26 protein-coding genes and 1 other RNA gene are annotated in these 25,861 nt (G+C 61.3%); 6 read left to right on the top strand and 21 right to left on the bottom strand.

Translation table 11 applies throughout. The features are described from left to right. Positions 1-16: 16 nt before the first annotated feature. From mraY to ACTIE1_RS00470, 16 genes are all read right to left on the bottom strand, one after another. On the bottom strand, positions 17-1,102 hold the full coding sequence (gene mraY, locus ACTIE1_RS00545; protein WP_439560326.1) for a phospho-N-acetylmuramoyl-pentapeptide-transferase: 1,086 nt from the start codon (positions 1,100-1,102) through the stop codon (positions 17-19). Positions 1,103-1,112: 10 nt separating this feature from the next. After that, the gene (locus tag ACTIE1_RS00540) at positions 1,113-2,552 is read right to left on the bottom strand and encodes a UDP-N-acetylmuramoyl-tripeptide--D-alanyl-D-alanine ligase (RefSeq protein WP_439560327.1); all 1,440 of its coding nucleotides are present in this window, start codon (positions 2,550-2,552) and stop codon (positions 1,113-1,115) included. Continuing rightward, on the bottom strand, positions 2,549-4,036 hold the full coding sequence (locus ACTIE1_RS00535; protein WP_439560328.1) for a UDP-N-acetylmuramoyl-L-alanyl-D-glutamate--2,6-diaminopimelate ligase: 1,488 nt from the start codon (positions 4,034-4,036) through the stop codon (positions 2,549-2,551). Before ACTIE1_RS00535 ends, ACTIE1_RS00540 begins: the two co-directional genes overlap by 4 nt. A gap of 59 nt (positions 4,037-4,095) precedes the next feature. Further along, positions 4,096-5,892: a peptidoglycan D,D-transpeptidase FtsI family protein gene (locus ACTIE1_RS00530; protein ID WP_439560329.1), complete on the bottom strand. Its 1,797-nt coding sequence runs from the start codon at positions 5,890-5,892 to the stop codon at positions 4,096-4,098. After that, entirely contained in the window at positions 5,889-6,260 is a 372-nt protein-coding gene (ftsL, locus tag ACTIE1_RS00525; RefSeq protein WP_439560330.1) for a cell division protein FtsL, read from the bottom strand. Before ftsL ends, ACTIE1_RS00530 begins: the two co-directional genes overlap by 4 nt. A gap of 6 nt (positions 6,261-6,266) precedes the next feature. Then, entirely contained in the window at positions 6,267-7,256 is a 990-nt protein-coding gene (gene rsmH, locus ACTIE1_RS00520; protein ID WP_439560331.1) for a 16S rRNA (cytosine(1402)-N(4))-methyltransferase RsmH, read from the bottom strand. Next, positions 7,253-7,765, bottom strand: a complete 513-nt coding sequence (gene mraZ / locus ACTIE1_RS00515) for a division/cell wall cluster transcriptional repressor MraZ (RefSeq protein WP_439560332.1) — start codon at positions 7,763-7,765, stop codon at positions 7,253-7,255. The genes rsmH and mraZ overlap by 4 nt, the downstream gene beginning before the upstream one ends. 680 nt (positions 7,766-8,445) lie before the next feature. Beyond that, positions 8,446-9,126 (bottom strand): DUF2848 domain-containing protein, encoded by a 681-nt coding sequence (locus ACTIE1_RS00510; RefSeq protein ID WP_439560333.1) that lies wholly within the window; start codon positions 9,124-9,126, stop codon positions 8,446-8,448. Positions 9,127-9,138: 12 nt separating this feature from the next. Then, a complete protein-coding gene (locus ACTIE1_RS00505; RefSeq protein WP_439560334.1) occupies positions 9,139-10,419 on the bottom strand; it encodes a TRAP transporter large permease in 1,281 nt (426 codons plus the stop codon). After that, on the bottom strand, positions 10,416-10,976 hold the full coding sequence (locus ACTIE1_RS00500) for a TRAP transporter small permease subunit (RefSeq protein WP_439560335.1): 561 nt from the start codon (positions 10,974-10,976) through the stop codon (positions 10,416-10,418). Before ACTIE1_RS00500 ends, ACTIE1_RS00505 begins: the two co-directional genes overlap by 4 nt. A gap of 23 nt (positions 10,977-10,999) precedes the next feature. Next, complete coding sequence (locus ACTIE1_RS00495; protein WP_439560336.1) at positions 11,000-12,040, bottom strand: TRAP transporter substrate-binding protein; 1,041 nt, start codon at positions 12,038-12,040, stop codon at positions 11,000-11,002. 37 nt (positions 12,041-12,077) lie between these two features. Next, positions 12,078-12,911: a putative hydro-lyase gene (locus tag ACTIE1_RS00490; protein ID WP_439560337.1), complete on the bottom strand. Its 834-nt coding sequence runs from the start codon at positions 12,909-12,911 to the stop codon at positions 12,078-12,080. 81 nt (positions 12,912-12,992) lie between these two features. After that, complete coding sequence (locus ACTIE1_RS00485; RefSeq protein WP_439560338.1) at positions 12,993-13,853, bottom strand: LysR family transcriptional regulator; 861 nt, start codon at positions 13,851-13,853, stop codon at positions 12,993-12,995. Beyond that, entirely contained in the window at positions 13,850-14,626 is a 777-nt protein-coding gene (locus tag ACTIE1_RS00480) for a LamB/YcsF family protein (protein ID WP_439560339.1), read from the bottom strand. The genes ACTIE1_RS00485 and ACTIE1_RS00480 overlap by 4 nt, the downstream gene beginning before the upstream one ends. Continuing rightward, complete coding sequence (locus ACTIE1_RS00475; RefSeq protein ID WP_439560340.1) at positions 14,626-15,642, bottom strand: biotin-dependent carboxyltransferase family protein; 1,017 nt, start codon at positions 15,640-15,642, stop codon at positions 14,626-14,628. Before ACTIE1_RS00475 ends, ACTIE1_RS00480 begins: the two co-directional genes overlap by 1 nt. Beyond that, positions 15,642-16,400, bottom strand: coding sequence for a 5-oxoprolinase subunit B family protein (locus tag ACTIE1_RS00470; protein WP_439560563.1), 759 nt, complete (start codon positions 16,398-16,400; stop codon positions 15,642-15,644). The genes ACTIE1_RS00475 and ACTIE1_RS00470 overlap by 1 nt, the downstream gene beginning before the upstream one ends. Before the next feature lie 109 nt (positions 16,401-16,509). Here ACTIE1_RS00470 and ACTIE1_RS00465 point away from each other — a divergent pair, with 109 nt between their 5' ends. The 4 genes from ACTIE1_RS00465 to fumC all read left to right on the top strand — a co-directional run bounded on the left by ACTIE1_RS00465 (position 16,510) and on the right by fumC (position 19,998). Continuing rightward, on the top strand, positions 16,510-17,061 hold the full coding sequence (locus ACTIE1_RS00465) for a winged helix DNA-binding protein (protein ID WP_439560341.1): 552 nt from the start codon (positions 16,510-16,512) through the stop codon (positions 17,059-17,061). A 62-nt stretch (positions 17,062-17,123) separates the two neighbouring features. Continuing rightward, positions 17,124-17,473: a transfer-messenger RNA gene (gene ssrA / locus ACTIE1_RS00460) on the top strand. Between the two features lie 186 nt (positions 17,474-17,659). Beyond that, positions 17,660-18,127, top strand: coding sequence for an SspB family protein (locus ACTIE1_RS00455; RefSeq protein WP_439560564.1), 468 nt, complete (start codon positions 17,660-17,662; stop codon positions 18,125-18,127). A gap of 476 nt (positions 18,128-18,603) precedes the next feature. Next, positions 18,604-19,998, top strand: coding sequence for a class II fumarate hydratase (gene fumC, locus ACTIE1_RS00450; protein WP_439560342.1), 1,395 nt, complete (start codon positions 18,604-18,606; stop codon positions 19,996-19,998). 55 nt (positions 19,999-20,053) lie between these two features. On the opposite strand, the gene ACTIE1_RS00445 is transcribed toward fumC, so the two are convergent. Then, positions 20,054-20,377: a DMT family transporter gene (locus tag ACTIE1_RS00445; RefSeq protein WP_439560343.1), complete on the bottom strand. Its 324-nt coding sequence runs from the start codon at positions 20,375-20,377 to the stop codon at positions 20,054-20,056. A gap of 162 nt (positions 20,378-20,539) precedes the next feature. Between ACTIE1_RS00445 and ACTIE1_RS00440 the strand changes: the two genes are divergently transcribed. Next, on the top strand, positions 20,540-20,722 hold the full coding sequence (locus tag ACTIE1_RS00440; RefSeq protein WP_439560344.1) for a DUF4169 family protein: 183 nt from the start codon (positions 20,540-20,542) through the stop codon (positions 20,720-20,722). Further along, positions 20,719-20,961 carry a ribbon-helix-helix domain-containing protein gene (locus ACTIE1_RS00435; RefSeq protein ID WP_439560345.1) on the top strand — a complete coding sequence of 81 codons (243 nt, stop codon included), beginning with the start codon at positions 20,719-20,721 and terminating at the stop codon, positions 20,959-20,961. The genes ACTIE1_RS00440 and ACTIE1_RS00435 overlap by 4 nt, the downstream gene beginning before the upstream one ends. Positions 20,962-20,968: 7 nt before the next feature. Here the strand turns inward: ACTIE1_RS00435 and ACTIE1_RS00430 are convergent, their stop codons facing one another. The 4 genes from ACTIE1_RS00430 to ACTIE1_RS00415 are packed head-to-tail and all read right to left on the bottom strand — an operon-like array spanning position 20,969 to position 25,784. Further along, positions 20,969-22,849 carry a bifunctional sugar phosphate isomerase/epimerase/4-hydroxyphenylpyruvate dioxygenase family protein gene (locus tag ACTIE1_RS00430; RefSeq protein ID WP_439560346.1) on the bottom strand — a complete coding sequence of 627 codons (1,881 nt, stop codon included), beginning with the start codon at positions 22,847-22,849 and terminating at the stop codon, positions 20,969-20,971. Continuing rightward, positions 22,846-23,697: a shikimate dehydrogenase family protein gene (locus ACTIE1_RS00425; protein WP_439560347.1), complete on the bottom strand. Its 852-nt coding sequence runs from the start codon at positions 23,695-23,697 to the stop codon at positions 22,846-22,848. The genes ACTIE1_RS00430 and ACTIE1_RS00425 overlap by 4 nt, the downstream gene beginning before the upstream one ends. Before the next feature lie 3 nt (positions 23,698-23,700). Then, positions 23,701-25,215 (bottom strand): tripartite tricarboxylate transporter permease, encoded by a 1,515-nt coding sequence (locus ACTIE1_RS00420; RefSeq protein ID WP_439560348.1) that lies wholly within the window; start codon positions 25,213-25,215, stop codon positions 23,701-23,703. Continuing rightward, complete coding sequence (locus ACTIE1_RS00415) at positions 25,215-25,784, bottom strand: tripartite tricarboxylate transporter TctB family protein (protein ID WP_439560349.1); 570 nt, start codon at positions 25,782-25,784, stop codon at positions 25,215-25,217. The genes ACTIE1_RS00420 and ACTIE1_RS00415 overlap by 1 nt, the downstream gene beginning before the upstream one ends. Between the last annotated feature and the right edge of the window lie 77 nt (positions 25,785-25,861).

The raw sequence follows: 25,861 nt of genomic DNA, 5'->3' as shown, positions 1-25,861 counted from the left end.
GCTTCTCGAACATGCTCTAACGCACTTTCAGTGTGGCCAGCCCGATCAGTGCCAGCACAAGCGCGATGATCCAGAACCGGATGACAATCTGCGGTTCGGCCCAGCCCTTCTTCTCGAAATGGTGGTGAATTGGCGCCATCAGGAAAACCCGCTTTCCGGTGCGCTTGTAATACAGCACCTGAATGATGACCGACAGGGTCTCGACCACAAAGATACCGCCCACAATCGCCAGAACGATTTCATGCTTGATCGACACCGCGATGGCCCCCAGCGCACCACCCAGCGACAACGACCCCGTATCGCCCATAAACACCGCGGCAGGGGGCGCATTATACCATAAGAACCCAAGCCCACCGCCCGCCAGTGCCGCCGTAAAGACCAGCAATTCGCCCACACCGGGGACATAATGCACATCCAGATAGGCCGTGAAATCCACCCGACCGACCGCATAGGCAATAACCCCCAGCGTGGTTGCCGCAATCATCACCGGCATGATGGCAAGCCCGTCAAGCCCGTCAGTCAGGTTGACGGAATTGGCCGCCCCCACAATGACAAACGCCCCGAACGGAATAAAGAACCACCCCATCGACAGCAGCACTTCCTTGAACACGGGAACCGCAAGCTGGCCCTGCAATTCGTCAGGATGGACATACATCGCCGCCGCACTGGCCAGCAGCCCGATCAGAATGCCAAGCCCCAGCCGCACCCGTCCGGGCACACCCTTGACATTGCCCTTGGACACTTTCGCAAGGTCATCTGCGAACCCGATCGCGCCAAAGGCAACAGTGACCAGAAGCACAATCCACACATAGGGATTGTCCAGCCGCGCCCATAGCAGGGTTGACACCGTCAGCGCCGACAGGATCAGCAACCCCCCCATCGTGGGCGTTCCGGTTTTGGTCAGCAAATGGCTTTCGGGGCCATCTTCGCGAATGGGTTGCCCGTTGGATTGCCGGCGCTTCAGCATGTTGATCAGCGGTTTGCCAAAGACAAAGCCGAAAATCAGCGCCGTAAAGAAGGCCGCACCCGCGCGCACCGTGATAAACCGGAACAGATTGAACCCCGGCACCGTGCCCGCAAATTCGGTTAGAAAATAGAACATCGTGCTTCCTTCAGCTTCTTCGGCGGTCGCGGTTGCCATGCGTTGGCGCATCCAGATCGCGCAGCGCATCAACGATGCGCGACACCAGACTGCCCTTGGACCCTTTTACCAGAACAACATCCCCCGGCGCGACCAGCAGATGGGCCACCGCTGCCAGATCAGTCGCGTTTGCGACATGCCGCCCGCGCTGGCGCAACGGCAATTTCCGCGACAGCGCTTCCATGCGCGGCCCAACGCAATGCACCAGATCGACATTGGCCAATGCGGGATATTGCGCCACAGCTTCATGCAGCGCCTGTTCCTGCGGGCCCAGTTCCAGCATATCGCCCAGAATGGCAATGCGCCGCCCGCGCCGACCTTTCTGCGTCTGTGCAGGGGTAATCTTTGCCAGCATGTCCAGCGCTGCCTCAAGCGAGGCGGGATTGGCATTGAAGGCATCATCAATCAAGGTGAAGCTCAGTTCCTCGACGGTGTCGAGCATGATGGTCTGGCGCAACCCGCGCCCTGCAGGCGGCTGCCAGCGCCCCAGCCCAAGCGCTGCGCGCGCCGCATCCAGCCCCAGCGCCTGCGCCACCGCCAGACAGCCCAGCCCGTTCATGCCGAAATGCGCCCCTGCATTGGCCAGCCTGACCGAAACGCGCGTTCCGCCCACATTGGCACGCAGTACCAGCGCGGCTTCGGTCTGGGTCATATCTTCGGGGGTAATATCATCAGCGCCGTGGCCAAACGGCCAAAGCGTTGCGCCCGACCGCGCCGCCGCATCGCGCAGGATCGGGCTTGTCGGCAGGTCGCAGGGGAATACCGCATGGCCGTCATGGCCCAGTGACCCGAAAATACTGGCCTTTTCATGCGCAATGCCGTCGATACTGTCAAACGCTTCCAGATGCGCAGGCGCGATTGTGGTGATCATGGCCACATGCGGGCGCGCCAGTTGCGCAAGGGGCGCAATCTCGCCCGGTTGGTTCATGCCGATCTCGATTATGGCAAAATCGGCATCGGGCGCCATGCGTGCCAGCGTTACGGGAACGCCCCAATGATTGTTGAAACTGGCCTCGGCGGCATGGGTTTTGCCAAAGCCCGACAACATGTCGCGCAGCATTTCCTTGGTTGAGGTCTTGCCAACAGATCCGGTCACGGCAATGACCCGCGCCTTGCTGCGCGCGCGCCCCGCCGCACCCAAAGCGGCAAGCGCGTCCATCACATCGGGCACGACCAGCAAGGGCGCGTCAGGCGAAACCCCTTCGGGAACATGGTCCACCATGGCCGCCGCAGCACCACGTTCCAGCGCTTGTGCAACAAAATCATGCCCGTCACGCGCAGCTTTCAACGCGATGAACAGATCACCCGCCTGCAGGCTGCGCGTGTCAATGGAAATTCCGCCCGCCTGCCAGTCGGTCGTCGACCGGCCACCTGTCGCCTTCACGGCATCGGCCGCTGTCCAAAGGGTCATGCGCGGGCCTCCAATGCAGCGATGGCAACGCTTGCCTGCTCGACATCATCAAAAGGATACACAGTGTCGCCAACGATCTGGCCTGTTTCATGACCCTTGCCCGCAACCAGAAGCGCGTCACCCGGACCAAGGGTATCAACGGCGCGCAAGATCGCCTCGGCACGGTCCGCGACCTCATGGGCATCCCTGCATCCTTGCAGTATTTCAACACGGATCTGGGCAGCATCTTCGGTTCTGGGGTTATCGTCTGTCACATATACGATATCCGCGTGATCTGTGGCAGCTTTGCCCATCATCGGGCGTTTGCCCTTGTCGCGGTCGCCACCTGCACCAAACACGACGACCAGACGCCCCATGACATGCGGGCGCAGCGCCTTCAGCGCAACCTCCAGCGCGGCGGGGGTATGGGCATAATCCACGAAGACCGGCGCGCCATTCGCGCGCGCGCCCGCAAGCTGCATGCGTCCGCGCACCCCCTCCAGCAGGGACAGGCGCAGGGCTGTGTCGTCGGGGTCTGCCCCACATGCCAGAACCAGCCCGACAGCGGCCAGAACATTCTCGGCCTGAAACCCGCCGATCAGCGGCAGATACTCCTGATAGGTCTTGCCGGCATAGCTGTAGCGCAGCGTCTGGCCTGCCGTGTCGAACCGCTGGCCAAGGATGCACAGATCCGCATCCCTGTTGCGCCCGATGGTCAGGCAGCCCTGCCCGCGCGCTTCCGCAATGGCCAGAATATCCGCGCCGCGCGGGTCATCCATATTGATGACGGCCACACCGTCATCGGGCAGCAGCCTGTCGAAAAGCTGCGCCTTGGCCGCAAAATAGGCGTCCATCGTGGCGTGATAATCCAGATGGTCCTGCGACAGGTTGGTGAATGCGGCCGCGCGCAGGCGCACCCCGTCAAGGCGGCGCTGGTCCAACCCGTGCGAAGACGCCTCCATCGCGGCATGTGTCACACCTGCCCGCGCCATTTCGGCCAGCAGGCGGTGCAGGGTAATCGGGTCTGGCGTGGTATGCGCAAGCGGGGCCGAATACGCCCCTTCTACGCCTGTTGTGCCCAGATTGACGGCGTCATGGCCAAGGAAGGACCAGATCTGGCGGGCGAAACTGGCGACCGAGGTTTTGCCATTCGTGCCCGTCACCGCAACCATGTGTTCCGGCTGGGCCTCGAACCACAAGGCGCAGGCCGAGGCGAAGGCCGCGCGCGGGTCTTCGGCCAGCACCAATGCAGCATCTGATGCGGCAAGCGCGTCTTGCGCGATTTCGGCCCCTGCGCGGTCGGTCAGGATTGCCCCTGCCCCCATGCGCAGCGCATAGGTGATGAACTCGCCGCCATGCACACGACTGCCGGGCAGGGCTGCGAACAATGCCCCCTTGCGCACCTGCCGGCTGTCCAGCGCCAGCCCGGTGACGGACACATTGCCCCCGCGTGTCGGGCTAAGGCCAAGCGCGGAAAGCGGGCGGGGGGGCGGCTGGTCGGTCACGCGCGTTGGCTCCTTGCGGGGTGGGTGTGCTGCCTGTTAGCCCGAAACGGAACCGCTGTTCAATGGCCGACGGGTGATTGATGTGCCGCATCGAATGACGCGTTGGCGGCTTCCAGCCGAATGGGCCGGATATCCAGCAATGGCGCAATGCGGCGCGTAATTTCGGCCGACACGGGAACCGCGGTCCAACCGGCGGTGCGGCGCGGTTCCGGTCCGGTGGTGTCTGCCCCTTCGTCCAGCGTGACGATCAGCACATAGCGCGGGTCATGCGACGGGAAGACACTGGCAAATGTGGCAAGTACCGCGTCCTTCATATATCCGCCGCGCGGTCCCGGCTTGTCCGCCGATCCGGTCTTGCCCCCCACAGGGTAACCCGCGATACGCGCGAATGATGCCGTGCCTTCCTGCACGACCTGATGCAACATCAGGCGCATCTGCTGCGATGTCCGTGCCGAAATAATCTGCTCTCCGGCCTGAACAGTGTCGCGGCGCAGCAAAGTGGGCGTGATCTTGCGCCCGCCATTGACCAGACTTGCATAGCCTGCGGCAAGTGCCAGCGGGCTTGTGGACATGCCATGCCCGTAAGAAATGGTCATCACCGACAAATCCGACCAGCGCTCAGGCAAAAGCGGGCGGGAACGCGCGGCTTCGGCAAGTTCGATCTGCGCAGGGTCCAGAAATCCGAACTTGCGCAAGAACTCCTGCTGGGCCTCGGCACCCAGGTCCTGCATGATGCGCGCTGTCCCGATATTCGAGGATTTGACCATCACATCCTTGACCGACAATTGCGGGCCGTAATTGCGGAAGTCGTTGATGCGGAACCGCCCCCATGTCAGCGGGCCGCGCGTGTCGATCATGGTTTGCGGGGTCACGGAACCGGACTCCAGCCCTTGTGCCACCGCGAAGCTTTTCATAACGGAACCAAGTTCATAATAGCCCTGCACAGCGCGGTTGAACAACGGGCTGTCGGCGGGTTCGCCTTCTGTCGGCGGGGCCGGACGCAGGTTCGGGTCAAAATCCGGCAGGGACACAAGGCTGATAACCTCGCCGGTGTAGACATCCATCAACACGGCGGATGCGCCCTTGGCATTCAGCATGCGCATGCCCCCTTCCAGCACTTCCGTCACTGTGGCCTGAACAGTCAGGTCAAGCGACAGGTGCAGGGGCATGTTCACCTGTTCAGGGTCACGCAGGCGATTGTCAAAAAACAGCTCGGTTCCTGCAACGCCCAGCAATTCGGCTGCGCGAACCCCTTGCTGCCCATAGCGCGCCCCGCCCAGAACATGCGCGGCCATGCGCCCGTTGGGATAGACGCGCATGTCCCGCGGTCCAAACAGCAGGCCCGGTTCGCCGATATCATGCACCGCCTGCTGTTGTTCTGGCGAAAGCTGGGTGCGAATCCAGATAAAACGGCGTTGCGGGTCGGTGAAGCGCGCAGCCATGCGGTCGGCGTCGATATCGGGGAAAATGCGCGCCAATTCGCGGGCCGCGCGCAGCGGGTCCACCATGCGGCGGGTTTCTGCATAAAGGGCATGGGTGGGCAGGTTGGTCGCCAGAACGCGCCCCTCGCGGTCAAGAATGTCGGCACGCGCGCTGGAAATCTCCTCGACCATGCCGACGCTTAGTTCAAGCGGGGCCGTCGCGGCCAGCAGGCCCATTCTGGCCCCCAGCAGCACAAACCCGCACAAGAACAGCAGGGCCAGCGTCAGCAAACGCCCTTCCGCCTGATTGCGCGCGGCATCGCGCATGTTTTCCAGACGCAGGCGGCGGTTCTCATGCTCGATATGATCGGGATTCTCGCCGGTTTCGCGCGCCTTCAGGACGCGTGCAAGCGGGCGCAGGGGCGTTCGGATCATGGGGCGTCCTCCTCTTGATCAGAGAGGTTCTGAAACTCGCCGGACACTTCAACCACGCTGGAATAATCACCGCGCAGAACCGGTAGCGGATAGGCAACCTGCCCGATTTCACCGAAATGATCGGCTGTCATGGGCACCAGCCGCAAGCGTCCAAAATTCACATCCACCAAGTCGCGCAGACGGTCGGGCCGGTTCAAATAGGCCCATTCCGTGCGCTGGATGGTGATTGCATTGCCAAGGCTTGCGACTTCGCGTTCCAGCGCGCGCCGTTCATTCATGGCCTGCTGGGTCAGGTGGTTTTCGCGGTAGGCCCAGGCGGCAAGGCCAATCACAGCCAAAGCGGTCAGGAAATACAGAAAACTACGCATGGCGTCCTATTCCAGATTATCAAGGGCAAGACCGGGCAACCCGAGGGCCGCGCGGTCGGCTTTTGCGGCGGGGGCGTTGGTGCGCAAGGCCATCCGCAACCGCGCAGAGCGCGCGCGCGGGTTTTGCGCAAGTTCCTCGGCATCGGCACTGACGCCGCGTTTCTCGATCAGGGTGAAGCGCGGCGCATCAGCGGGGGCTTCGGGGGCATACCGGTTGGCCCGTCCGCCCTGCCCCGCACGCAACTGCAAGAAGCGCTTGACGATGCGGTCTTCCAGCGAATGAAAGCTGACCACCGCCAGCTTGCCCCCCGGACGCAGCGCACGTTCAGCGGCCTCAAGCCCCTGAACAAGCGATTCAAATTCGGTATTCACGGCAATACGAAGCGCTTGGAAACTGCGTGTGGCAGGATGGCTTTGGCCGGGTTTCGGGCGCGGCAGGCAACTTGCCACAATCTCGGACAGATGCAGGGTTGTGGTGATCGCCCCCTCGGCACGCGCACGACCGATGGCGCGTGCAATCCGGCGCGACGCGCGTTCTTCGCCATAATGATACAGGATATCTGCCAGAACCTCTTCGGGGGCCGAATTCACCAGATCGGCCGCACTTGGCCCCGATTGTGACATGCGCATGTCCAATGGCCCGTCCTTGCCAAAGGAAAACCCGCGTTCTGCCTGATCAAGCTGCATGGACGACACGCCCAGATCCAGAACGATCCCATCCACAGGCCCGCCTGCATGCTGGTCAAGTTGCGCGAAATTCCCCTGAACCAGCCGCAGCCTGTCGCCATAACCTGCCGACCATTCGCGCGCCATGTCCAGTGCGGTCGGGTCACGGTCCACACCGATCACCTGATCCGCGCCCGCATCCAGAAGCGCACGCGCATACCCGCCCGCGCCGAATGTCCCGTCCAGCCAGACCCCTGAAACAGGGGCCAGATGGGCCAGAATGGGACGTATCAGAACCGGAATATGGGGGGCTTTGTCCTGCGGCATCATGTCGAACTGGGGCGTGGGGGCAATTTTGTCAGCGGGTTGAAGCGCGGTCCCTGATCGGCCATGTAGGCGCGGGTCGCCGCAGTTTTGGTCGCTTCAAACGTATCCTCGCGCCAGATCTGGAAACGGTCCCCCAATGCGATAAACAGCGCCTTTTCATCGCCATCCAGCCCGATTTTGTCGCGCAGCTTTTGCGGCAGGACAATGCGGCCATCCTCATCAATCTGGATGTCCTGCGCCAGGCCATGGAACAGCAGTTCCAGCGCTTCGCGATCATCACTGCCGGGCTGCATCTGGTCAATGCGTTCTTCAATATCCTCGATCGCATTGACAGTGTAGCAGTCCAGCCAGTTCTGGTCGTCGAGTCCGTAAACAATAACAAGATTGGGGCGCAGGCCGTCTGTCCAGTCGGGATCACCCGTTTCGACAACACGCCGGAATGAGGCCGGGATTGATACCCTTCCCTTGCTGTCCACCTTCTGGTGGAAGGAGCCTCTGAACCTGCGTGCCACTGCGCGGCGGTCCCTTTTTGCCAGTGACCCTGCAAAACAGGGTCTGAAAACGGAAACGGCGGATCGAGCTGCTGCCACTGCCCGATCCGCCGACTGTCCCATCGCTGGGTGCCCGGTTTGCGCCTGCGTCCTTGGGGGAGGGGATGCTGCCTGCAAGCGCGCCGGATCTGTTTTGTTTCAAGATAAGCGGGTGCCTGTATGAAACTGTCTGCCTCTGTCGGGGTCTTTGTTGCCCCTTTACTGCCCGTCTATCTTGCTAAAAGGGATGACATGGGAATGCATGGTAATCAACTGGAAAATACGGTCAGCGCATGACTGGACGCCACAGCAGCCATACTGTATTCAGTGAGATACCCCCAATAAATTACTATATGTGGTGTGAACATTCCAAGAACCGCCCCAAATGCCGCGCGCCCACGCGATCCCATTCAGCGTTTCACCGGCATGAAGAAAGTTCAGAACATTTTTATACAAATGCCCCAGCGTTGCGCATTCGCAACAGTGAAATGCCTGATCAACGTCTGAATTTTCCGGATTCTTGCGGGAATCACCAAAAATCACACCGAATCACGGCACGTTGATTCGTTTGAAACCTGCACCCAGTCCCTTGCGGTGACATTTCCGACCCGACAGGAACGTAATTCCCATCAAATACCATGCGTGTCACACGCGCCCGTCAGTCACGCCACGACGGGCAATTCCGTGACGCCATAGCGATGCACAATGCGCCGGCCTGTCACCGGATCATGCAGCGACATACGAAAACCCGCCGCCGGACGGATGCCCCCCAGCGCGGGCAAGGTCCCGCACAAAAGCGCGGCACCGGGCGCAAGCCTGCCATCCGGCAGCGCGGCTATAAGCGCTGGCAACGGCCGGATTGCCGCCAACGGCCCGCGTTGATACGACACCCAGTCGGATGCACCGGTTTCGCGAATATCGGAGTGCAGCACCAGATCATCCAGATAGGGTGTGACACTGTCCAGCCGCCATAATTGCGGCGCAACGGGTTTCATACACATCTGTTTCGACTTCGCGACAGACAGGGCTTCCAGCGCGCGGTCCGTATGATCGGACGCCAGCCCCAACCACAGCGTCCCGTCGGCGTCGGCCACCACAAACGGCTCCACCTCGCCCGATGTGTCGGGGCCAAGTGCCGTGATGGTCGCAGCCTGCGTCAGCAGTTCCGGCCCGACCTGATAATACAGCGGCACCGCCGAGGGGGCAGGAACGCCCAGTGCGGCCAGTTCGTCGATATGGTGTTGAACGGCCAGCGCATCGCGCCCTGTCCAGCCCGCCACCACCAGCTTGGTTATCACTATGTCAAGCGCCCCCTGATCGGTCTGAAAGCGAAGTTCAGGCATGGCACACGCCCCCTACAGGTTCGCAGGCAGCCACAGCGCCAGCCCCGGCACTGCGATCAGCAAAAAGGCCATCAGCAGCATAAGCACCGCGTAGGGAATCGCGCCGACCATGACTTCAGACAGGGTGCCGCCCCGCCGTGCCCCTTGCACCACATACAGGTTCAACCCCACTGGCGGCGTGATCAGCGCCATTTCCACCAGCACGATCATCAATATCCCGAACCAGATCGGATCATAGCCCAACCCCACAACAATCGGCACCATGATCGGAATGGTGATGACCATCAGCGACAGCGTTTCAATGAAAAAGCCCAGCACGATGTAGATGGCAACAATCACCATCAGCGTCATGAAGGGGGTAAATCCCAGCCCTTCCATGAAGGCGCGCAATTCGCGGCCAAGTCCAGCGCTGGACAAGGTGAAGTTCAGGAAGGCCGCGCCCAGCACCACCAGCATGATCATCGCCGTGATGCGCATTGTGCCATAAAGGGACTCCTTCAGCATTGACCAGTTAAGTCCGCCCGAGAACCCCGCGATCACGAAGGCCATGCCAACACCCACCGCCGCCGCCTCGGTCGGGGTGGCCCAGCCGCGATAGATGGACCCGACAATGGCCGCGAACAGCAGGAAAATCGGGATCAGATGCACCAGCACGGACAGCATTTCGGCGAAGGGGTAGCGGCGGGATTCGCCGCCAAGTTCCGGACGGATCAGGCAGATGATGGCGGTCATGACACTGAAGCCCACTGCCAGCATCAGCCCCGGAACAAGGCCCGCCACAAACAGTTGCGGGATAGAGGTTTCGGTCAGAAAACCATAGACGATCAGGTTGATCGAGGGCGGGATCATGATGCCCAGTGTCCCCCCCGCCGCGATTGCGCCGGAAAACAGGCGCGGGTCATAGCCAAGGCGTTCGGCCTGCGGCATGGCCACTGTGGCCACGGTCGCGGCTGTGGCGACCGATGACCCCGATGTGGCCGAAAACAGCGTGGCCGTGCCGATATTGGCATGGATCAGCCCACCGGGCAGCCAGCTTAACCAGCGGTCCAGCGCCGCATAGGTTTTCGCCGCGACCCCGCCGCGCACCAGCACTTCGCCCAACAGCACGAAAAACGGAATGGCGATCAGGGTCGAGGAATTGGAGGACGACCACACAAACTGCCCAAGCCCGCGGATCAGCGGGAAGGGTGTAAAGAACTGGTCGATGCCGAAGCCCAGCAGAAACAGAACAATGCCCACGGGAATGGTCAGCGCCATCAACCCCAGAAGCCCGCTGAAGATATACAGGATCATCTTGCTTGCTCCAGTTCATCCTCGATCTCGTTGCGGATGCCTATGCGGCGTTCCACGACCCCCAGCCTGCCCTGCAAGACCAGAATGATGCACAGCAGCGTGACCGCGCTGCACATAAGCGCGAACCACACCCAGCCCGCGAACCACAGGCTTTGCGGAATCCACAGCGGCGTTTCCAGCACTGTATTCGCCCGCGAATTGTTGTTGATGGACCGCGCAAGAACCGGCCATGCCCGAACGGCGATGATGACCACAGTGGCCGACATGGCCAGCATCGCCAAAAGGTCCAGAAACACGCGGCCCCAGCTTGCCAGTCGCGTGCGCAACACCTCGATGCGGATATGCGACAGTTCAAGAAGCGCAAATCCCATGCCCCATGCGGTTGTGACTGCCATCACATAGCCGGTGATTTCCGTTGTCCCGCCAAGCGATGTCCCAAAGCGGCGCAGGGTGATTTCAAGCAGCACATAGCCCACGCAGACCAGCAGACCCAAGCCCGCCACCAGCGCGATCACGCGGTTAATCTGGCGCAGAAGATCGAAAATCCGCAAGACCATGTGCTGCCCTTTCCTGTTCAGGTTCAGTCCAGCGGAACTGTCACGCCGACAACCGCGCCCACGCTGTCATTCCAGCGCTGCGCCCAGTCATTGCCCGCGCGCGCCGCCCAATCCGGCAGGACTTCCCCGATCAGAATAGCCCGCGCGGCATCAAAATCGGCGTCTGACGCCTCGACCAGCACCATATCACGCGCATCGCCGTAAGGGCAGTCGCCATTGCCGGTCAGGCAGGCCACATCATTAACCAGCGCATCCTGCGCTGTAGCCCATGCGGGGGCTTCAAATTCAGTGGCGATGGTGGATTCAATCAACGACTGCATTTCTGCATCAAGGCTGTTCCAGCGGTCCAGATTGATGGCCGTGACAACCGGATCCCAGCCGCCCAGCGGCAGCGTGACCAGATGGGTGGATACTTCCCACCAGCCCGCATTATAGCCCGACCCCGCCCCCGTCACCGCGCAGTCAATCGCGCCGCGCTGAAGCGCGCCCGGCACCTCGCCGAAATCGACATTCACGCCCTCAGACCCCAGCGCTTCCAGCAGTTTCGCTGTCATCCGGCCAGACCCGCGCACCTTCAGCCCGCGCATGTCATCCAGCCCCGACACTTCGGCGTTGCAGAACACGATCTGCGGCGGATAGGGCGCAATGGCCAGAACATGGCTGTTGAACCGGTCACGGAAAATGTCATCCACCATCGGGCGCGCGGCGTTTACCATCGCCAGCGCCGTGTCGGCATCCAGTGCCACCAGCGGCACGTCCAGCCCTTCCAGCTCTGGCGCGTCAGCCACAGCGTAATCACCGACAGTCATGGCGACATCATAGACGCCATCCCCCAACAGATTGAACACATCGCCCACGCCAAGGCCCATTTCATTATGCGTGGTCAAGGCGACCTCCAGCGCGCCATCTGATGCGGCGGGCAGTGTTTCATTCCAGAACGGCGCTTCAAACTGCTGGTGCAGGGGCAGGTTCGACCAACTGCCGACCACAGACAACATCTCGGCACTGGCCGGAATGGCCAGCGCGGTGGACAACATAAGCGTTGATGCAAGTTTCAGTTTCATAGCTCTCTCCACTGTGGGTTGGGGTTATTATTATTTGTTATGGCTTCGGGACAGGTTGCGCCGCGTCCTCATCAATATCGCTGATCAGCATATGTCCGGGCGCGTGGGTGATGACCAAGGGAATACCTGCCGACAACAGCGCGTTTTGCGATGTCACGCCACAGGCCCAGAAAACCGGCACCTCGTCGGGGCGCATGTGAACGGCCTGCCCCCAATCCGGCATATCCAGATCGGTGACACCAATCGCTGCGGGGTCGCCGACATGCACAGGCGCGCCATGCGCATGCGGATATTTCGCGCAGATTTCGACGGCGCGGGGCACATCGCCACCGCGCAGCGGACGCATCGACACCACCATGGTGCCGCCGAACATATTGCCCCGCACCAGCGGCAGCGATGTGCGATACATGGGCACGGTCAGGTTCTGCTCGACATGGCGCATGGGAATGCCCGCCGCCATCAGCGCGCGCTCGAACGTAAACGAACAGCCAAGCGCGACAGTCACCATATCCTTGCGCCAATGCGCTGAAATGTCTGTCACTTCGCCCGCGAACTGCCCGTCCTGATACAGCCGGTAGCGCGGCAGATCATTGCAAATGTCGATATCCGGCCCCAATGTCGGCAAGGCGGGATCGCCCGTTTCACCAATCCCCACAATCGGGCAGGGTTTGGGGTTGCGCAGACAAAAGCGCAGAAAATCCAGCGCATAGGCTTCTGGCAGAATGGCGATATTGCATTGCAGCTTGCCTGGTGCAAGCCCGGCAGTATGGCCGGAGAACGCACCCGAACGGATTGCAGCACGCAAACCGGCAAGCGTTGACCAACTGCCCATATCCTGATCTGTCACATCCGCCCCCTGTGCGCCGTCCATGTCTTTCTGTCAGGGATGGTTGCGGAAGCTGCCTATCAAATCAAATCGTAATTTATGATAGGAATTGATCGAAATTTGTTATCACCAAGCCTGCGCCACCTCGGCCGCGAAACGGGCGCAGCGTTCTGCAAGCGAATTCCGCGGCTCTGCCATCCAGGATGCGGTGAAATCCAGCGATGACGGGGTCCAGCCGGGGTCGAACCGGCACAGCTGGCCAGCCGCAACGCGATCCTTTGCCAAAGCATTCGGAATCGGGCCGATCCCGATACCCGACGCGATCATCTGGATACTGGCCGACAGCGACGCACAGCTGAACACCCGAACGCCCGGCCCGTGGCGTTTGCCCAACTCCTCGACCAGTTCGCGATAGGGGCGTGTGTTGCGCGCATAGCTGATGACAGGGGTTTTCAGAAAATCCGGCAGCGCGGCACCAGTCGCCCGATACCAGCCAAGCTCGAAACTGGGCAGTGCGACATTATTGACCGAATAGGCGGATACCGGCCCCATAAGAAGGGCAAGATCCAGCTGGCGTGCCAGCAGCGCCTCTCGCAGGTTGTAGGATATATCAACGGTCAGTTCCAGATTCAGGCGCGGGTATTGCTGGCTAAGCCCTTCCAGAAAACGCGGCAGCCATGTCTCGGCTATCGTCTCCGAGGCACCGACGCGAAACAACCCCTCCAGTCCGGTGGGGTCACTGACGCGCTGGCGGATTTCTTCCTGAACAAACCCGATCTGTTCGGCATAGCCGCGCAGCAACTCGCCTTCGCGTGTCAACACCACCCCGCGGGTTGTGCGTTCAAACAGCTTGACCTGAAGCGTATCCTCAAGGGCTTGCAAGCGTGCGGTCACAGCGGGCTGCGAAATGTTCATCTGTTCGGCGGCACGGCGCACGCCCTGCAACCGCGCAACCCAAAGAAAGGTCTGTAACTGATCCAGCGTCACGGCGCGCGCGAACCGTCGAATTGTTGCACATTGATGCCCGCCGCCCTTAACCCCGCATGCAGGGCATTGGCCAGCGCGACAGCCCCCTGCGTGTCCCCATGCAGGCAGATCGTGTCAATTTGTGCGGGCAAATGCGTGCCCTGCGCGGTGATGATCGCACCGGCCTGCAACATGGCCAGAATACGCGCGCAGACCTGATCGGCATCGTGGATCACAGCGCCCGACAACCGGCGGTCCATCAACAACCCGTCTTCGGTATAGGCGCGGTCGGCAAAAATCTCGCACGCCATGCGCGCGCCAAGGGCACGGGCCGCAACCGCCTGCGCGGTGCCGGAAATGACCATCAGGATAATCTGCGGATCAACCGCCAGCGCCCCTTCATAGCAGGCGCGCGCAAGGGCCTCATCCTCGGCGGCCATATTGGCCAGCGCGCCATGCAGTTTCAGATGACGCACCTGCCCGCCTGCCTGACGCGCCATCGCCTGCGCCGCGCCCAGCTGATAGGCCACCAGATTGCGCGCCTCGACAGGGGCGATCTGCATGCGCCGCCGCCCGAAACCTTGCAGGTCCGGCAGACCGGGATGCGCGCCGATCCCCACACCGTTTTCCACCGCCAGCCCCATCGCCTGCGCCATCACATCAGGATCGCCTGCATGAAACCCGCATGCGATATTCGCCGATGTGATGATTTTCAGCAGGTCCGCATCCGCGCCCATTGGCCAGGGCCCGAAACTTTCGCCCATATCGGCATTCAGGTCTATGCGTGTGATCATCAGGTGCCCCTTTCCAGATCGTCGCCGCGCGTGACGCCGCTGATCAATTGATAGGCCAAAAGGTCGGCAATGTCATGTGGGTCGCGGATCAACGGGCGCAACCCGCCGCGCAATCCGGCAAGGCGCGCCCCCTCTGCGCGTTCCAGCGCCACCGCCTGTTCCAGACTGACAAAGGTGAATTTCAGCACAGCGCCCTGCGGGGCCTGCACCAGTCGCGGCAGATCACAGGGCAACACGGTCCCGATGCGCGGATAGCCCCCCGTAGTCTGGCATTCGGCCAATAAGACAAACGGCGCACCGTCACCCGTGATCTGCACATCCCCCGGCACAATGGTTTCCGACAGGATATTCAACCCCGAATCCAGCCCGAAGCCTGCACTGTCCGACACCAAGCGCTGGCCCATGCGGTTTCCGCGTGCATCCTTGCAAAAGGCGGTGTTCTGAAATCGCGTCAGTTCCGCCTGCGGGAAAAGCCGCGTTTGCGGGGTTTCCACCAGACGCAGGGTGCCCCCGTCCAGACGGGGCAAGGGCGTGAATGTCTGGCCCGTGCGCGTGCCTGTATCGGCACCGGTCGTCAGGCGATCACCTTGCGCCAGCATGCGCCCCACCCCCGCCGCAAGATGGGCCGAGCGCGCGCCAAGTGTCACATCCGCGTCAATCCCGCCGCCGAAATGCACATAGCTGTAGCCGCCCGCACTGCCGGCCACATCCAGCGTGGCCCCAGCCGGCAGCATATGGCTGGCATTCCATGCCAGCGCTGCCCCGTCGCATTGCGCGCGCATGGGCGCCCCTGTCAGCGCAATACGCACCGGTTCGGACACCAGAAGCGTTATGAAACTTCCCGCCACCTCTATCGCTGCGCATGAATCGTCCTGCGCCAGCAAGGCCGCCCCTTCGGCAAGCGCCAGCAGATCAGCAGCACCGCCGCGTGACAGCCCCTGCGCCAGATAGCCCGCACGACCGCGATCCTGAAGCGTGACCCCCGGCCCCGCACGTTGCAAGGTGATCCGCTCCATTAGCCCAACGCCTCTGAAACGGCCCCGCCAACGTCATCTAACCGGCAGATGTTTTCATATTCTTCGCGGGTGACGGGCTTGAACACCACCTCGTCACCGGGGCGCAGCAAAAAGGGGTCGGGCTGGTCAGGCCGGAACAGACGCAGCGCCGTCTGGCCGACATGACGCCAGCCTGTGGGCGTGCTGACCGAAAACAGCACCATCTGGCGAATGGCAACCGCCAGCGCCCCTTCCGGCACGCGCGGGGTCAGATTTGTCTGGCGCGGAATGTCCCATTCGGGCGGCAATTCCCCCAAGTAAGGCTGGCCCGGCGCGAAACCGATGGTCTGCACCCGCAAGGGGGCCGCGCAGATAGACGCTATTGCATCACTGGCCGACAGGCCCGCCAGTTCGGCAGCATCATCAAGCTGCGGCGCAAGATCGGTGCCGAACACCGCGGGCACATGCCATAACCTGCGCCCTTGCGGCAGCGGGGCCTGATACCAGTCGCGGCGGGCCAGCATGGCGGCAAGTTTGTCACGCAGTTGCGCATGATCCGCGCCATCCAGATCGAAGCGCAAGTAAGTTGACGTCAGCGAAGTTGCCGTTTCCACAACCGCTGTCAGGTTTTCTGCCTCGATTGCAGCGCGAAAGGCCAGCGCTGCACGGTTTGCGGCCTCGCTAAGCTGCGTGCCAAAACTGACCAACAGCCCGTCCACGCCAATCGCCCTGATCGATGGCAGGTCCGCGGCGGCATCGCCAGTGTCCGTAATCTCCATCGTATCGGCCACGCAAACCCCTTCCCTGTATCGCCAGCATTTACATTGACAATTTATCATCAAATTGTCAATGTCTGTTTCAACCATCGCCCTGACAGGATACCACCCCATGACACGCCCGTCCGACAGCCCGCCCCTGAATGACAGCCTGCCCGCAGATATCGGGCCGGTCGTCAGTTCGGCGCATCTGGCCAATTCCTCGCTGCCGGCATTGTCCGAACTGGAATTTGCCCTGACCATGGCCAACAATGCCTTCCATCGCTGGATGGTGCGCTGCATGACCGCTGCCGGAATGCCGGGCCTCTCACCGCTGGAGGTGCTGATCGTGCATCTGGTCAACCACCGCGACCGCACCAAGACACTGGCCGATATCTGCCTTGTGCTGAATATCGAGGACACGCATCTGGCCAATTACGCGATCCGCAAACTGGTGCAACACGGGCTGGTCGCGACAGGGCGCGCGGGCAAGGAAAAGACCGTGGCCATCACCGAGGAAGGCCAGTCGCTGTGCACACGCTATGCCGAGATCCGCGAAGCGCTGGTCGTGCGCGCCGCACGCCAGATGGGCCATGACCCCGCCGATATCAGTCGCATGGCGGCCATGCTGCGCACATTGTCGGGCGCCTATGATCAGGCCGCGCGCGCGGCAGCGGCAATGTAGCCGGTGCATAAGGCGCATGCCCCCCACCGGACCGTTCTATACGTACAGATACAGACGCGCGGCCCCTTGCATCCCGTTCGGTCGCCCACTACATTAGGGATGTTCCGCAAGGGACTATGGACATAAACGCGCTCGTAATAAGCGGATCGGACCCGGGGGCGGTACCCGGCGGCTCCACCATATATCCTTCATTTGGGGATCATGGGGCCGAAACAGGATCGACGAACGTCTAAAGGGGTTAGCTTTGTCCCGGTGAGCCACCACCGTTATCGGTGCAAATCGTACAGTTGCAAATGACAACCGTGCTCCGGTAGCTGTTGCTGCGTAAGCAGTAACGAAACCGAAACTTAAGTCCTTGCGCTTAGCCGCGTAAGGCGGGGTTCGCAGGCACCTGGCAACAGAAGCCTGCATTTTCATGCACATAGACGGTGGTTGGCGCAGCTTTGTGCAGGACCGCATTGTCACGGAAAAAGTAGCAAAAAGCGCGCGCCCCCTCTTTCAATCGGGGATGATTTGCTTATGCTGCACAGGCAAGGCGCATGGGCGCGGCCGACAGGCGCGTTGCATGGCAAAGAACAAGGCGAAGGTTGTAGCTGACATGACACGCGGCATAGATTACGGCAATTTGATGCATGACGCCATGCGCGGCCTGATCCGCAGCGTTATGGAAGATGTTGCGCAAAACGGCCTGCCCGGCGCGCATCACTTCTTCATCACGGTCGATACCGGCCATCCTGACATGCAGATGGCCGACTGGCTGCGCGATCGCTATCCGGAAGAAATCACGCTTGTGGTGCAGAACTGGTTCGACAATCTTGCTGTTGATCCTGACGGCTTCGCGATCACGCTGAATTTCGGCAACTCGCCGGAACCACTGTATATTCCCTTCGATGCAATTTCGACATTTGTGGACCCTTCCGTGGAATTCGGCCTGCGATTCGAGTTGCAGGGCGACGAGGATGAGGATGAGGACGACGACAGCTTCGACGAGGCCCCGATGATGGAAGACGCCCCGTCCGAGGAGAAAAGTGGCGAAGTCGTCAGTCTGGACAAATTCCGGAAATAACGGCTGCGGGAAGTCCCCCGCAATGTCGCGGGACCGCGCGAAACGGGTCTGCGGCGCGCCAATCTATGGGCGGGATTTCGGCAGGTGAAATCGACAAATTTGGCGGAAACTGGCCTGTTGCGGTCATTGGGTATTGCCCCAAGGTGCGGAATCAAGGCCGCAGGCCGCCGCGCCATCGGCGGGCCGTCCCGCGGCCTGCCGATTTGGCTGATGGCAATTCAAGCCTTTGAAGTCAGGAGTATGCAGCCGGCATAAACTGCGTTCCTTGAGCGTCGGATCGGCAGACCCCGGCCCACCGATGGCGCGGGCTTTATCCAAGTGCGAAGGGCCGCAACAAGCCAAAACCGCGCCTCGTCCCCCAATCTTCCCCTCGCAGGACATGCGGCACACTTAGTATGCCATCGCATACTGATTGATTTCCCCCCGCCAAGCCGCTAAGCACTGGGCAAATCCTGTCCAAGACAATGGAGCCTGCCATGACCACCACCCGCACTGAAACCGACAGCTTCGGCCCGCTGGACGTTCCCGCAGACAAGTATTGGGGCGCGCAGACGCAGCGTTCCATCATCAATTTCCCCATCGGCTGGGAACGCCAGCCCGTGCCCATCATCCGCGCGCTTGGCGCTGTCAAATGGGCCTGCGCATTGGTCAACCGCGAACAGGGCACGCTGGACGCGGATCTGGCGGATGCCATTACAACCGCCGCGCAGGAAGTGTTTGAAGGCAAGTTTGACGACAATTTCCCGCTGGTCGTGTGGCAAACAGGGTCAGGCACCCAGTCCAACATGAACGCGAATGAGGTGATCTCGAACCGCGCGATTGAAATTCTGGGCGGCGAAATGGGATCGAAAAAGCCTGTTCACCCCAATGATCATTGCAATATGGGCCAGTCCAGCAACGACACATTCCCCACTGCCATGCATGTGGCCATCGGCATGCTGGCGCGTGATGTTCTGTTGCCGGGGTTGCATAAACTGCATGCAGCGCTGGCGGCAAAGTCGGAAGAGTTCAAGGACATCATCAAAATCGGGCGCACCCATACACAGGACGCCACCCCCCTGACACTGGGGCAGGAATTTGGCGGCTATGCGCATCAGGTGAAGATGGGCATCGCGCGCGTGGAAATGTGCCTGCCCCATATCTATGAACTGGCGCAGGGTGGCACGGCTGTGGGCACCGGACTGAACACACGCAAGGGCTGGGATGTGAATGTTGCAACCCATATTGCCAAAATCACCGGCCTGCCTTTTGTCACCGCCCCCAATAAATTCGAGGCACTGGCCGCGCATGATGCCATGGTCATGTTTTCAGGAGCGCTGAAAACCGTGGCGGGGTCGCTGTTCAAGATTGCCAATGACATGCGGCTTCTGGGGTCCGGCCCGCGTTCGGGGCTGGGCGAGTTGATCCTGCCCGAGAACGAGCCGGGCAGCTCCATCATGCCCGGCAAGGTCAACCCCACTCAGGCCGAAGCGCTGACCATGGTCTGCGCCCATGTCATGGGCAATGACGCGGCCGTGGGCTTTGCAGGGTCACAGGGGCATTTCGAGTTGAATGTCTATAACCCGATGATGAGCTATAATGTCCTGCAATCCATGCAGCTTCTGGGCGACGCGGCGTCCAGCTTCACCGACAACATGGTCGTGGGCACCCGCGCCAATGTGGAACGTATCGACCGCCTGATGAAGGAATCGCTGATGCTGGTCACGGCACTGGCCCCCACAATCGGCTATGACAACGCGACCAAAGTGGCCAAGACCGCGCATAAAAACGGCACCACATTGAAGGAAGAAGCCATTGCGCTGGGATTTGTGGACGCAGAAACATTTGACCGCGTGGTGCGGCCCGAAGACATGATCGGGCCGAAGGACTGACGGCATCCATTCAAGCTGGCGCGCGTTCCGCAACGCGCGCCAGCCTGCGACACGCTCAGGTGTCCAGACTGGACAGTTTCATCAACGCAATGCCCGCAACAATCAGCAACGCCGCAACAATCCGCATGGGCGATGCAGCTTCGCCCATGGCAATGATCCCCACACTGAACGCCCCCACAGCGCCTATGCCTGTCCAAACGGCATAAGCGGTGCCAAGTGGCAGCGACCGCATTGCCGTGGCCAGAAGGCCAAAGCTGAGCACCATTGTAAAAATTGTAATGACTGTCGGCACCAACAACGTGAAGCCCACAGATTTCTTCATGAAAAACGCCCAGACGATTTCCAGAAATCCGGCAATCACAAGATAGACCCAAGCCATATTTCAGCCCCTATGCTTTCAAGGTCGGGTCGTCCCGGAAACGGATACACAGCGCAGGTCGTCCTGCACACTGAACACGTTAACCGATCGTCTGTGCGCAAGTCAATAATTGCCACCAATGTCCGGATTGCCCTGAACCGGCGTCTTGGCTAGACTGAGTGCATGACCCAGATCATCAACCTTCGCACCGCCCGCAAACAGACCGCCCGCGCCAAGGGGCGGACGCTGGCCGATGCCAATGCCGCCAAACATGGCCGCAGCAAGGCCGAACGCAGCCTGCAAGACGCCCGCACCGCCAAGGCACGCGCAGAACTTGACGCCCATAAACGCGAGCCCCAAGCATGAGCGGGCGGCCCGTCAAACATTCGCTGACATTGCGCGGACATCGTACTTCCGTGTCGCTGGAACATATCTTCTGGCAGGAATTCCGCCGCATCGCGCGCGAACGCGGGCTGGCACTGAACCTGCTGGCCGCCCAAATCGACGCCACCCGCGGCGATATCGGGCTGGCATCCGCGATCAGGGTGTTTGTTCTGGAAACCGCGCTGCAACGCGACCAGCACGACCCGACGCAAACCCCATAACCAGCGTTCAGCGCATCGGCATCCCCTGCCCCCGCGTCACGCGGCGCTGTGCGGCAATGCGGTAGGGGGCGTTTGCCGCGCCATAACCGTCATGGCGGCCATCACGCTGGACAATCTCGAAAAACAACCCGTCCGCGCGCGGCATGCTGAACAACTGGAAGAAACTGCCACCCTCATCCTCGTCATACAGGATGCTTTCGTGTTCCAGCCGGTCCACAAGGTCCTGTGGCAGTCCGAAACGCGCCTTCAGGTCCGCATAGTAGTTTTCGCCCAGCCGCAGCCGTTCAAACCCGCATGTCGCCAGCCTGGCAGAGCTGGCAAATATATCATCCGTGGCGAAGGCCACATGCTGCACAGATGCACCCAGACTGTCCTGAATGAACCGCCCCGCGAAAGTGCGGTGTGTGTCCGCGCCGTTCAATGTCAGGCGCAGCCCGCCGCTTTTGATGGCCTGTGACCGCACCACGCCGCCGGGGTCAATGACATCGACAATCGGGGATTTCTGCGCGTCGAACAAAGTGGTGTAATACAGTGACCAACTCAGCATTTCATCATAGGCCATGGTCTGGCCCACATGGTCGATACGCGTCAGCCCTGCGCCTTCTGCGGCCGAACGCACATTGAAATCACGCACCCAGATCCGCCCCAGTTCCGGCCCGTCATCCAGCAAGCGCAGCAACCCGCCGCCCAAAGATTGCAGCGCCGGAATAGACAATTCCCCAGGCCCGTGTTCGGTCGCGTCATCGGCCAGCGCCCCCAACGCGCGCGCGCGCGCCTGCGCGGCGGCAGCGTCGGGAACATGAAGGGCAATTTCACTGATGCTGGTGCCATGATTGACCCATGTCATATGGGCATGACCGCGGGTTTCAGTGTTGATCAGAATGTTGATATTGCCCTGCCGCCACAGGGTCACAGCCTTGGACACATGATCGCCCGCATGTTCGAACCCCGCCCGTGACAGGAACGCGGCCAGATCCTGCTCCTCCTCAACAGAGGTGGCGAATTCCAGAAAGGCCACGTCGTGAACCTGTTGGGGCGCGGGCATGACTGGCAGGTGGGCGGGCAAATCCGGCTCTGCGCGGCGCGCCGCGTCCAGCAGGGCTTTTAACGACCGCAGGCCATCACGCGCGATCACGCCAGCAACGCCCCCGCGAAACTGGTCATTGAAGATTTCGGGGCTGAACACATGGTCATAGCCGGTGGCCAAAACCGCCCGCGCAAAGCCCGTGACATCCATTTCCCCTTCCAGCGGCATGCAGCGGAAATGGCGCGAAAGATACAGCAGGTCCATATCGATGCGCGGCGCATCGGCCAGATGGACATAGAAAATGCGGTCCCCCGGTATCTGGCGGATGGTGTCCACATCAATGCCGCGCGCCAGCGTATGAAAACTGTCCAGCACCAGCCCCAGCGCCGGATGATCGGCACGGCGCACAATTTCCCATGCATCGCGGTGGTCATTCACATGACGGCCCCACGCAAGCGCTTCATAGCCCACACGCAAACCACGGCGGGCGGCGCGTTCGCCCAACGCGCGCAGATCAGCGGCGCAGCGGTCCACCCCCCCGCGCGCCGCCGGATGCAGGTTGGAACACACCAGCATCAGCTCGCAGCCCAACTCCTCCATCAGGTCGAACTTGTGCTCGGCCCGTGCGAATGCGCGACTGCGCAGCGGTTCGGGCAACCCTTCAAAATCGCGGAAGGGCTGGAACAGCGTGATCTCCAGCCCATGGTCGCGCACCATCTGCCCGATTTCGCGGGGGCTGGCGTCTGATGCGATCAGGTCCTGTTCGAATATCTCGACCCCGTCGAAACCGGCTGCGGCAATGGCCGCCAGCTTCTGGCGCAGATCACCCGCAATGGACACAGTGGCAAGCGACAGTTTCATACAACACCCTCCGCAGGGGCAAGCAGGTCCGCGCGCAGCCGCGCCAGATCCAGCCCCAACCCGTTCGAGAACAGCGCCCATGCATGCACGCCCTGCCAGAAAAACAGTTCCCACCCCGACACCACTTGCGCCCCCTGCGCGCGGGCATCACGCAGGAACTGCGTCTCAACAGGGGTGTAGACGGCGTCAAAGACCCAAGCCGCGCCTGCCAGCGCATCGCGCGCAAGCGGCGTGCCCTCATAGCCGACCATACCCACAGGCGTGCAGTTGACCACACCCTGCGCACCCGCTGCCGCTGTTTCGGCACATTGCGCGACCTGCACCGCCAGTGCTGGCGCAGCGCGTTGCAAATCAGCGGCCAGTGCGCTGGCCTTGGTGTGGTCGCGGTCCACAAGGCGCAAGTCCCGCACCCCCAACGCAACCAGCCCGAAGGCCACCGCACGCCCTACCCCGCCCGCGCCGAGCATCAGCACCGCGCCGACGGGTGCATCCCCGCGCAGCCCGCGATAGGCCGCGATGAAACCGGAATAATCCGTATTATGCCCCGTTGGCCCGTCTGCACCGAAAATCACGGTATTGACCGCCCCCACGGCACGCACCAGCGGGTCCGGCACCGAAACATGCGCGACAACCTGTTCCTTATAGGGGTAGGTGACATTGACACCATGATACCCCCCCGCTGCCGCATCCGCGAACACATCGGTAAATTCCTTGCCCAGAACGGGCGGAACCAGCCGGTCATATTGCACGCGCAACCCGTTCTGCCGGCCCGCCAGAACATGCAGGAACGGTGAACGCGATGCAGCAATATTGTCACCAATAAGGCCAAGCAGCAGATCAGGGGTCATAGGTCACTCTTTTGGTTTGGCACGGGCCAGAAGCCGCGCTTTCGCCCATTTCCAGGGCGGCGTGTGGGACAGGAAAATAAAGACAATCGCGGCCAGCAGCACCGATGACAGCGCACTGGAAAACACACCATCAAAGAAGCGGCCCCAATCCTCGCGCGCGGTGATGATGGCACGTCGCCAGTTGTCATCCAGCAGGCGCGACAGGATCACCCCCAGAATGACAGGCCCCAGCGGATAGCCGTAATGGCGCATGAAATAGCCCAGCACGCCAAAGCCCAGCATCCAGTACACATCGGTAATGGCGTTATTGACCGCATAGGCCCCCACGATCGACAGGATCAGGATCAGCGGGATCAGCACAGAGCGCGGCATTTCCACCAGCTTGGTGAACAGCCGTATCCCCGTCAGGCCGAAAATCAGCAGGAAGATATTGGCAAATGTCAGCGCACCCACGATGAACCAGAACATTTCGGGGCGATCAATCATCAGCATCGGGCCGGGGTTCAAGCCGTGGATGAACAGCGCACCGATCATGATGGCGGTCACCGCATCACCGGGAATACCCAGTGTCATCATCGGCACAAACGCACCACCGACCGCCGCGTTATTCGCGGCCTCGGGCGCAACCAGCCCTTCCATGGCCCCGTCACCGAAGGGGCGTTCAGGGTTCTTGGTCACACGTTTCGCATGGTCATAGGCCATCAGCGCGGCAATATCGCCACCTGTGCCCGGCAAGGCCCCAATCGTCACGCCGATGCTGGATGTCTGCATCGACAAGGGCAGGTGTTTCCGCACCACCTTCCATGACGGGATGATGCGGCCCACCTTCTGGCGAATGGCCTTCTTGTCGACATGGTGCAGTTGCAACAGCGCCTCGGACACGCCGAACATGCCAATCATGACCGCGATGAAGGAAATCCCCCCGTTCAGCAGCGACAGATCAAAGGTAAAGCGCGGCGTGAACGTCAGCGGGTCGCGCCCGACCGCGCCAATGGCAATGCCCAGCGCACCGGCAAAGATACCCTTGACCAGCGATCCGGTGGACAGCGAGCCAACCAGCAGAATACCCAGCACGGCCAGAAACATGTAGTCACGCGGCTGGAACCGCAGCGCAAAATCCGACACCAGCGGCGCGGCCACGGCCAGAACCGCGATACCTACAAAACCGCCAATCACGGACATGACCGTGCTGACGCCGATGGCCTGTCCCGCCTCGCCGCGTTTGGCCATGGGATAGCCGTCCAGCGCCGTGGCAATGGCCGAAGGTGCGCCGGGTATGTTCAGCAAGATCGCTGTGCGCGCGCCACCATACACGCCCCCCATATAGATGCCCACCATCAGCGCCAGCGCTGGATAGACCGACCATGAGAAGGTGAAGGAAATCAGGATGGACACTGCCATCGTTACCGACAGGCCCGGAATGGCCCCGATATAGATGCCCGCGAATGTGCCCAGCGCCACCAGCGCCAGAAGCTGGGGTTGGGCCAGAACCGTTACAAATGCTGAAAGCGCTTCCATCACCGGACCCCGCTGAACAGGTTGCGGATGATCTGCACAAGTTCCGCCTCTGGCACGATACCGGGCGGCATAAGCACCGTGAACACGATACGGAACACAATCCATATGCCCACCAGCGCCCCCAGCCCCACGCCTACGGAAAACAGCCAGCCGCGCCCCAGAATACGGATGCCAAGCACAAGAAACAGCGCCGTGGTGGGCAGGAAGCCAAGCGGGCGCACAGCCAGCGCATAGGCGATCAGGAACCCGACAAAGGCCAGCACCCGCCATGGCAATATGTCGCGCGCAATGCTTTCGCCGGTGACTTTGGGCAGGCGGATGGTCTGGAAAAAGATGATCGCCATGCACAAGACCATAATGGCCGCAGTCACAACCGGCACGGTGCCGGGTGCCGATAACTGGCCAAACCCTGATATGCCGAAGGCTTCATTCAGCAAGACCGCGCTTGCGACCAGCAAGAAGCAGGTAAAGAAAACCTCGCCGGGGCGGCGTTGTTTCGAATACCCCCCCGGTGTCGCATCAGAGGTTCCGTCATGATGATCGTCGTCACCGCGAAAATTGGGGTCCATTGCATCCTCCCTGCATCGGGCGACCCTGAAACCATCGCACACCCTGCGCCACAAAAATACCTTTTGCGGCACAACAC

Source organism: Roseinatronobacter sp. (genome assembly GCF_051859525.1).
Lineage (GTDB): Bacteria > Pseudomonadota > Alphaproteobacteria > Rhodobacterales > Rhodobacteraceae > Roseinatronobacter.
The sequence above is the reverse complement of the archived record's forward strand: the minus strand, read 5'-3'. Positions and strand labels throughout refer to the sequence as shown.

What these genes read in the sequence shown, in the direction of transcription:
- mraY (WP_439560326.1), bottom strand. Translation starts at nt 1,102, where the DNA reads ATGTTCTATTTTCTAACCGAATTTGCGGGCACGGTGCCGGGGTTCAAT.
- ACTIE1_RS00495 (WP_439560336.1), bottom strand. Translation starts at nt 12,040, where the DNA reads ATGAAACTGAAACTTGCATCAACGCTTATGTTGTCCACCGCGCTGGCC.
- fumC (WP_439560342.1), top strand. Translation starts at nt 18,604, where the DNA reads ATGACCACCACCCGCACTGAAACCGACAGCTTCGGCCCGCTGGACGTT.
- ACTIE1_RS00435 (WP_439560345.1), top strand. Translation starts at nt 20,719, where the DNA reads ATGAGCGGGCGGCCCGTCAAACATTCGCTGACATTGCGCGGACATCGT.
- ACTIE1_RS00470 (WP_439560563.1), bottom strand. Translation starts at nt 16,400, where the DNA reads ATGGAGATTACGGACACTGGCGATGCCGCCGCGGACCTGCCATCGATC.
- ACTIE1_RS00465 (WP_439560341.1), top strand. Translation starts at nt 16,510, where the DNA reads ATGACACGCCCGTCCGACAGCCCGCCCCTGAATGACAGCCTGCCCGCA.
- ACTIE1_RS00480 (WP_439560339.1), bottom strand. Translation starts at nt 14,626, where the DNA reads ATGATCACACGCATAGACCTGAATGCCGATATGGGCGAAAGTTTCGGG.
- ACTIE1_RS00490 (WP_439560337.1), bottom strand. Translation starts at nt 12,911, where the DNA reads ATGGACGGCGCACAGGGGGCGGATGTGACAGATCAGGATATGGGCAGT.
- ACTIE1_RS00445 (WP_439560343.1), bottom strand. Translation starts at nt 20,377, where the DNA reads ATGGCTTGGGTCTATCTTGTGATTGCCGGATTTCTGGAAATCGTCTGG.
- ACTIE1_RS00420 (WP_439560348.1), bottom strand. Translation starts at nt 25,215, where the DNA reads ATGGAAGCGCTTTCAGCATTTGTAACGGTTCTGGCCCAACCCCAGCTT.
- ACTIE1_RS00530 (WP_439560329.1), bottom strand. Translation starts at nt 5,892, where the DNA reads ATGATCCGAACGCCCCTGCGCCCGCTTGCACGCGTCCTGAAGGCGCGC.
- ACTIE1_RS00475 (WP_439560340.1), bottom strand. Translation starts at nt 15,642, where the DNA reads ATGGAGCGGATCACCTTGCAACGTGCGGGGCCGGGGGTCACGCTTCAG.
- ACTIE1_RS00430 (WP_439560346.1), bottom strand. Translation starts at nt 22,849, where the DNA reads ATGAAACTGTCGCTTGCCACTGTGTCCATTGCGGGTGATCTGCGCCAG.
- ACTIE1_RS00505 (WP_439560334.1), bottom strand. Translation starts at nt 10,419, where the DNA reads ATGATCCTGTATATCTTCAGCGGGCTTCTGGGGTTGATGGCGCTGACC.
- ftsL (WP_439560330.1), bottom strand. Translation starts at nt 6,260, where the DNA reads ATGCGTAGTTTTCTGTATTTCCTGACCGCTTTGGCTGTGATTGGCCTT.
- ACTIE1_RS00540 (WP_439560327.1), bottom strand. Translation starts at nt 2,552, where the DNA reads ATGACCCTTTGGACAGCGGCCGATGCCGTGAAGGCGACAGGTGGCCGG.
- ACTIE1_RS00440 (WP_439560344.1), top strand. Translation starts at nt 20,540, where the DNA reads ATGACCCAGATCATCAACCTTCGCACCGCCCGCAAACAGACCGCCCGC.
- ACTIE1_RS00455 (WP_439560564.1), top strand. Translation starts at nt 17,660, where the DNA reads ATGACACGCGGCATAGATTACGGCAATTTGATGCATGACGCCATGCGC.
- ACTIE1_RS00500 (WP_439560335.1), bottom strand. Translation starts at nt 10,976, where the DNA reads ATGGTCTTGCGGATTTTCGATCTTCTGCGCCAGATTAACCGCGTGATC.
- ACTIE1_RS00415 (WP_439560349.1), bottom strand. Translation starts at nt 25,784, where the DNA reads ATGGACCCCAATTTTCGCGGTGACGACGATCATCATGACGGAACCTCT.
- ACTIE1_RS00425 (WP_439560347.1), bottom strand. Translation starts at nt 23,697, where the DNA reads ATGACCCCTGATCTGCTGCTTGGCCTTATTGGTGACAATATTGCTGCA.
- ACTIE1_RS00510 (WP_439560333.1), bottom strand. Translation starts at nt 9,126, where the DNA reads ATGCCTGAACTTCGCTTTCAGACCGATCAGGGGGCGCTTGACATAGTG.
- rsmH (WP_439560331.1), bottom strand. Translation starts at nt 7,256, where the DNA reads ATGATGCCGCAGGACAAAGCCCCCCATATTCCGGTTCTGATACGTCCC.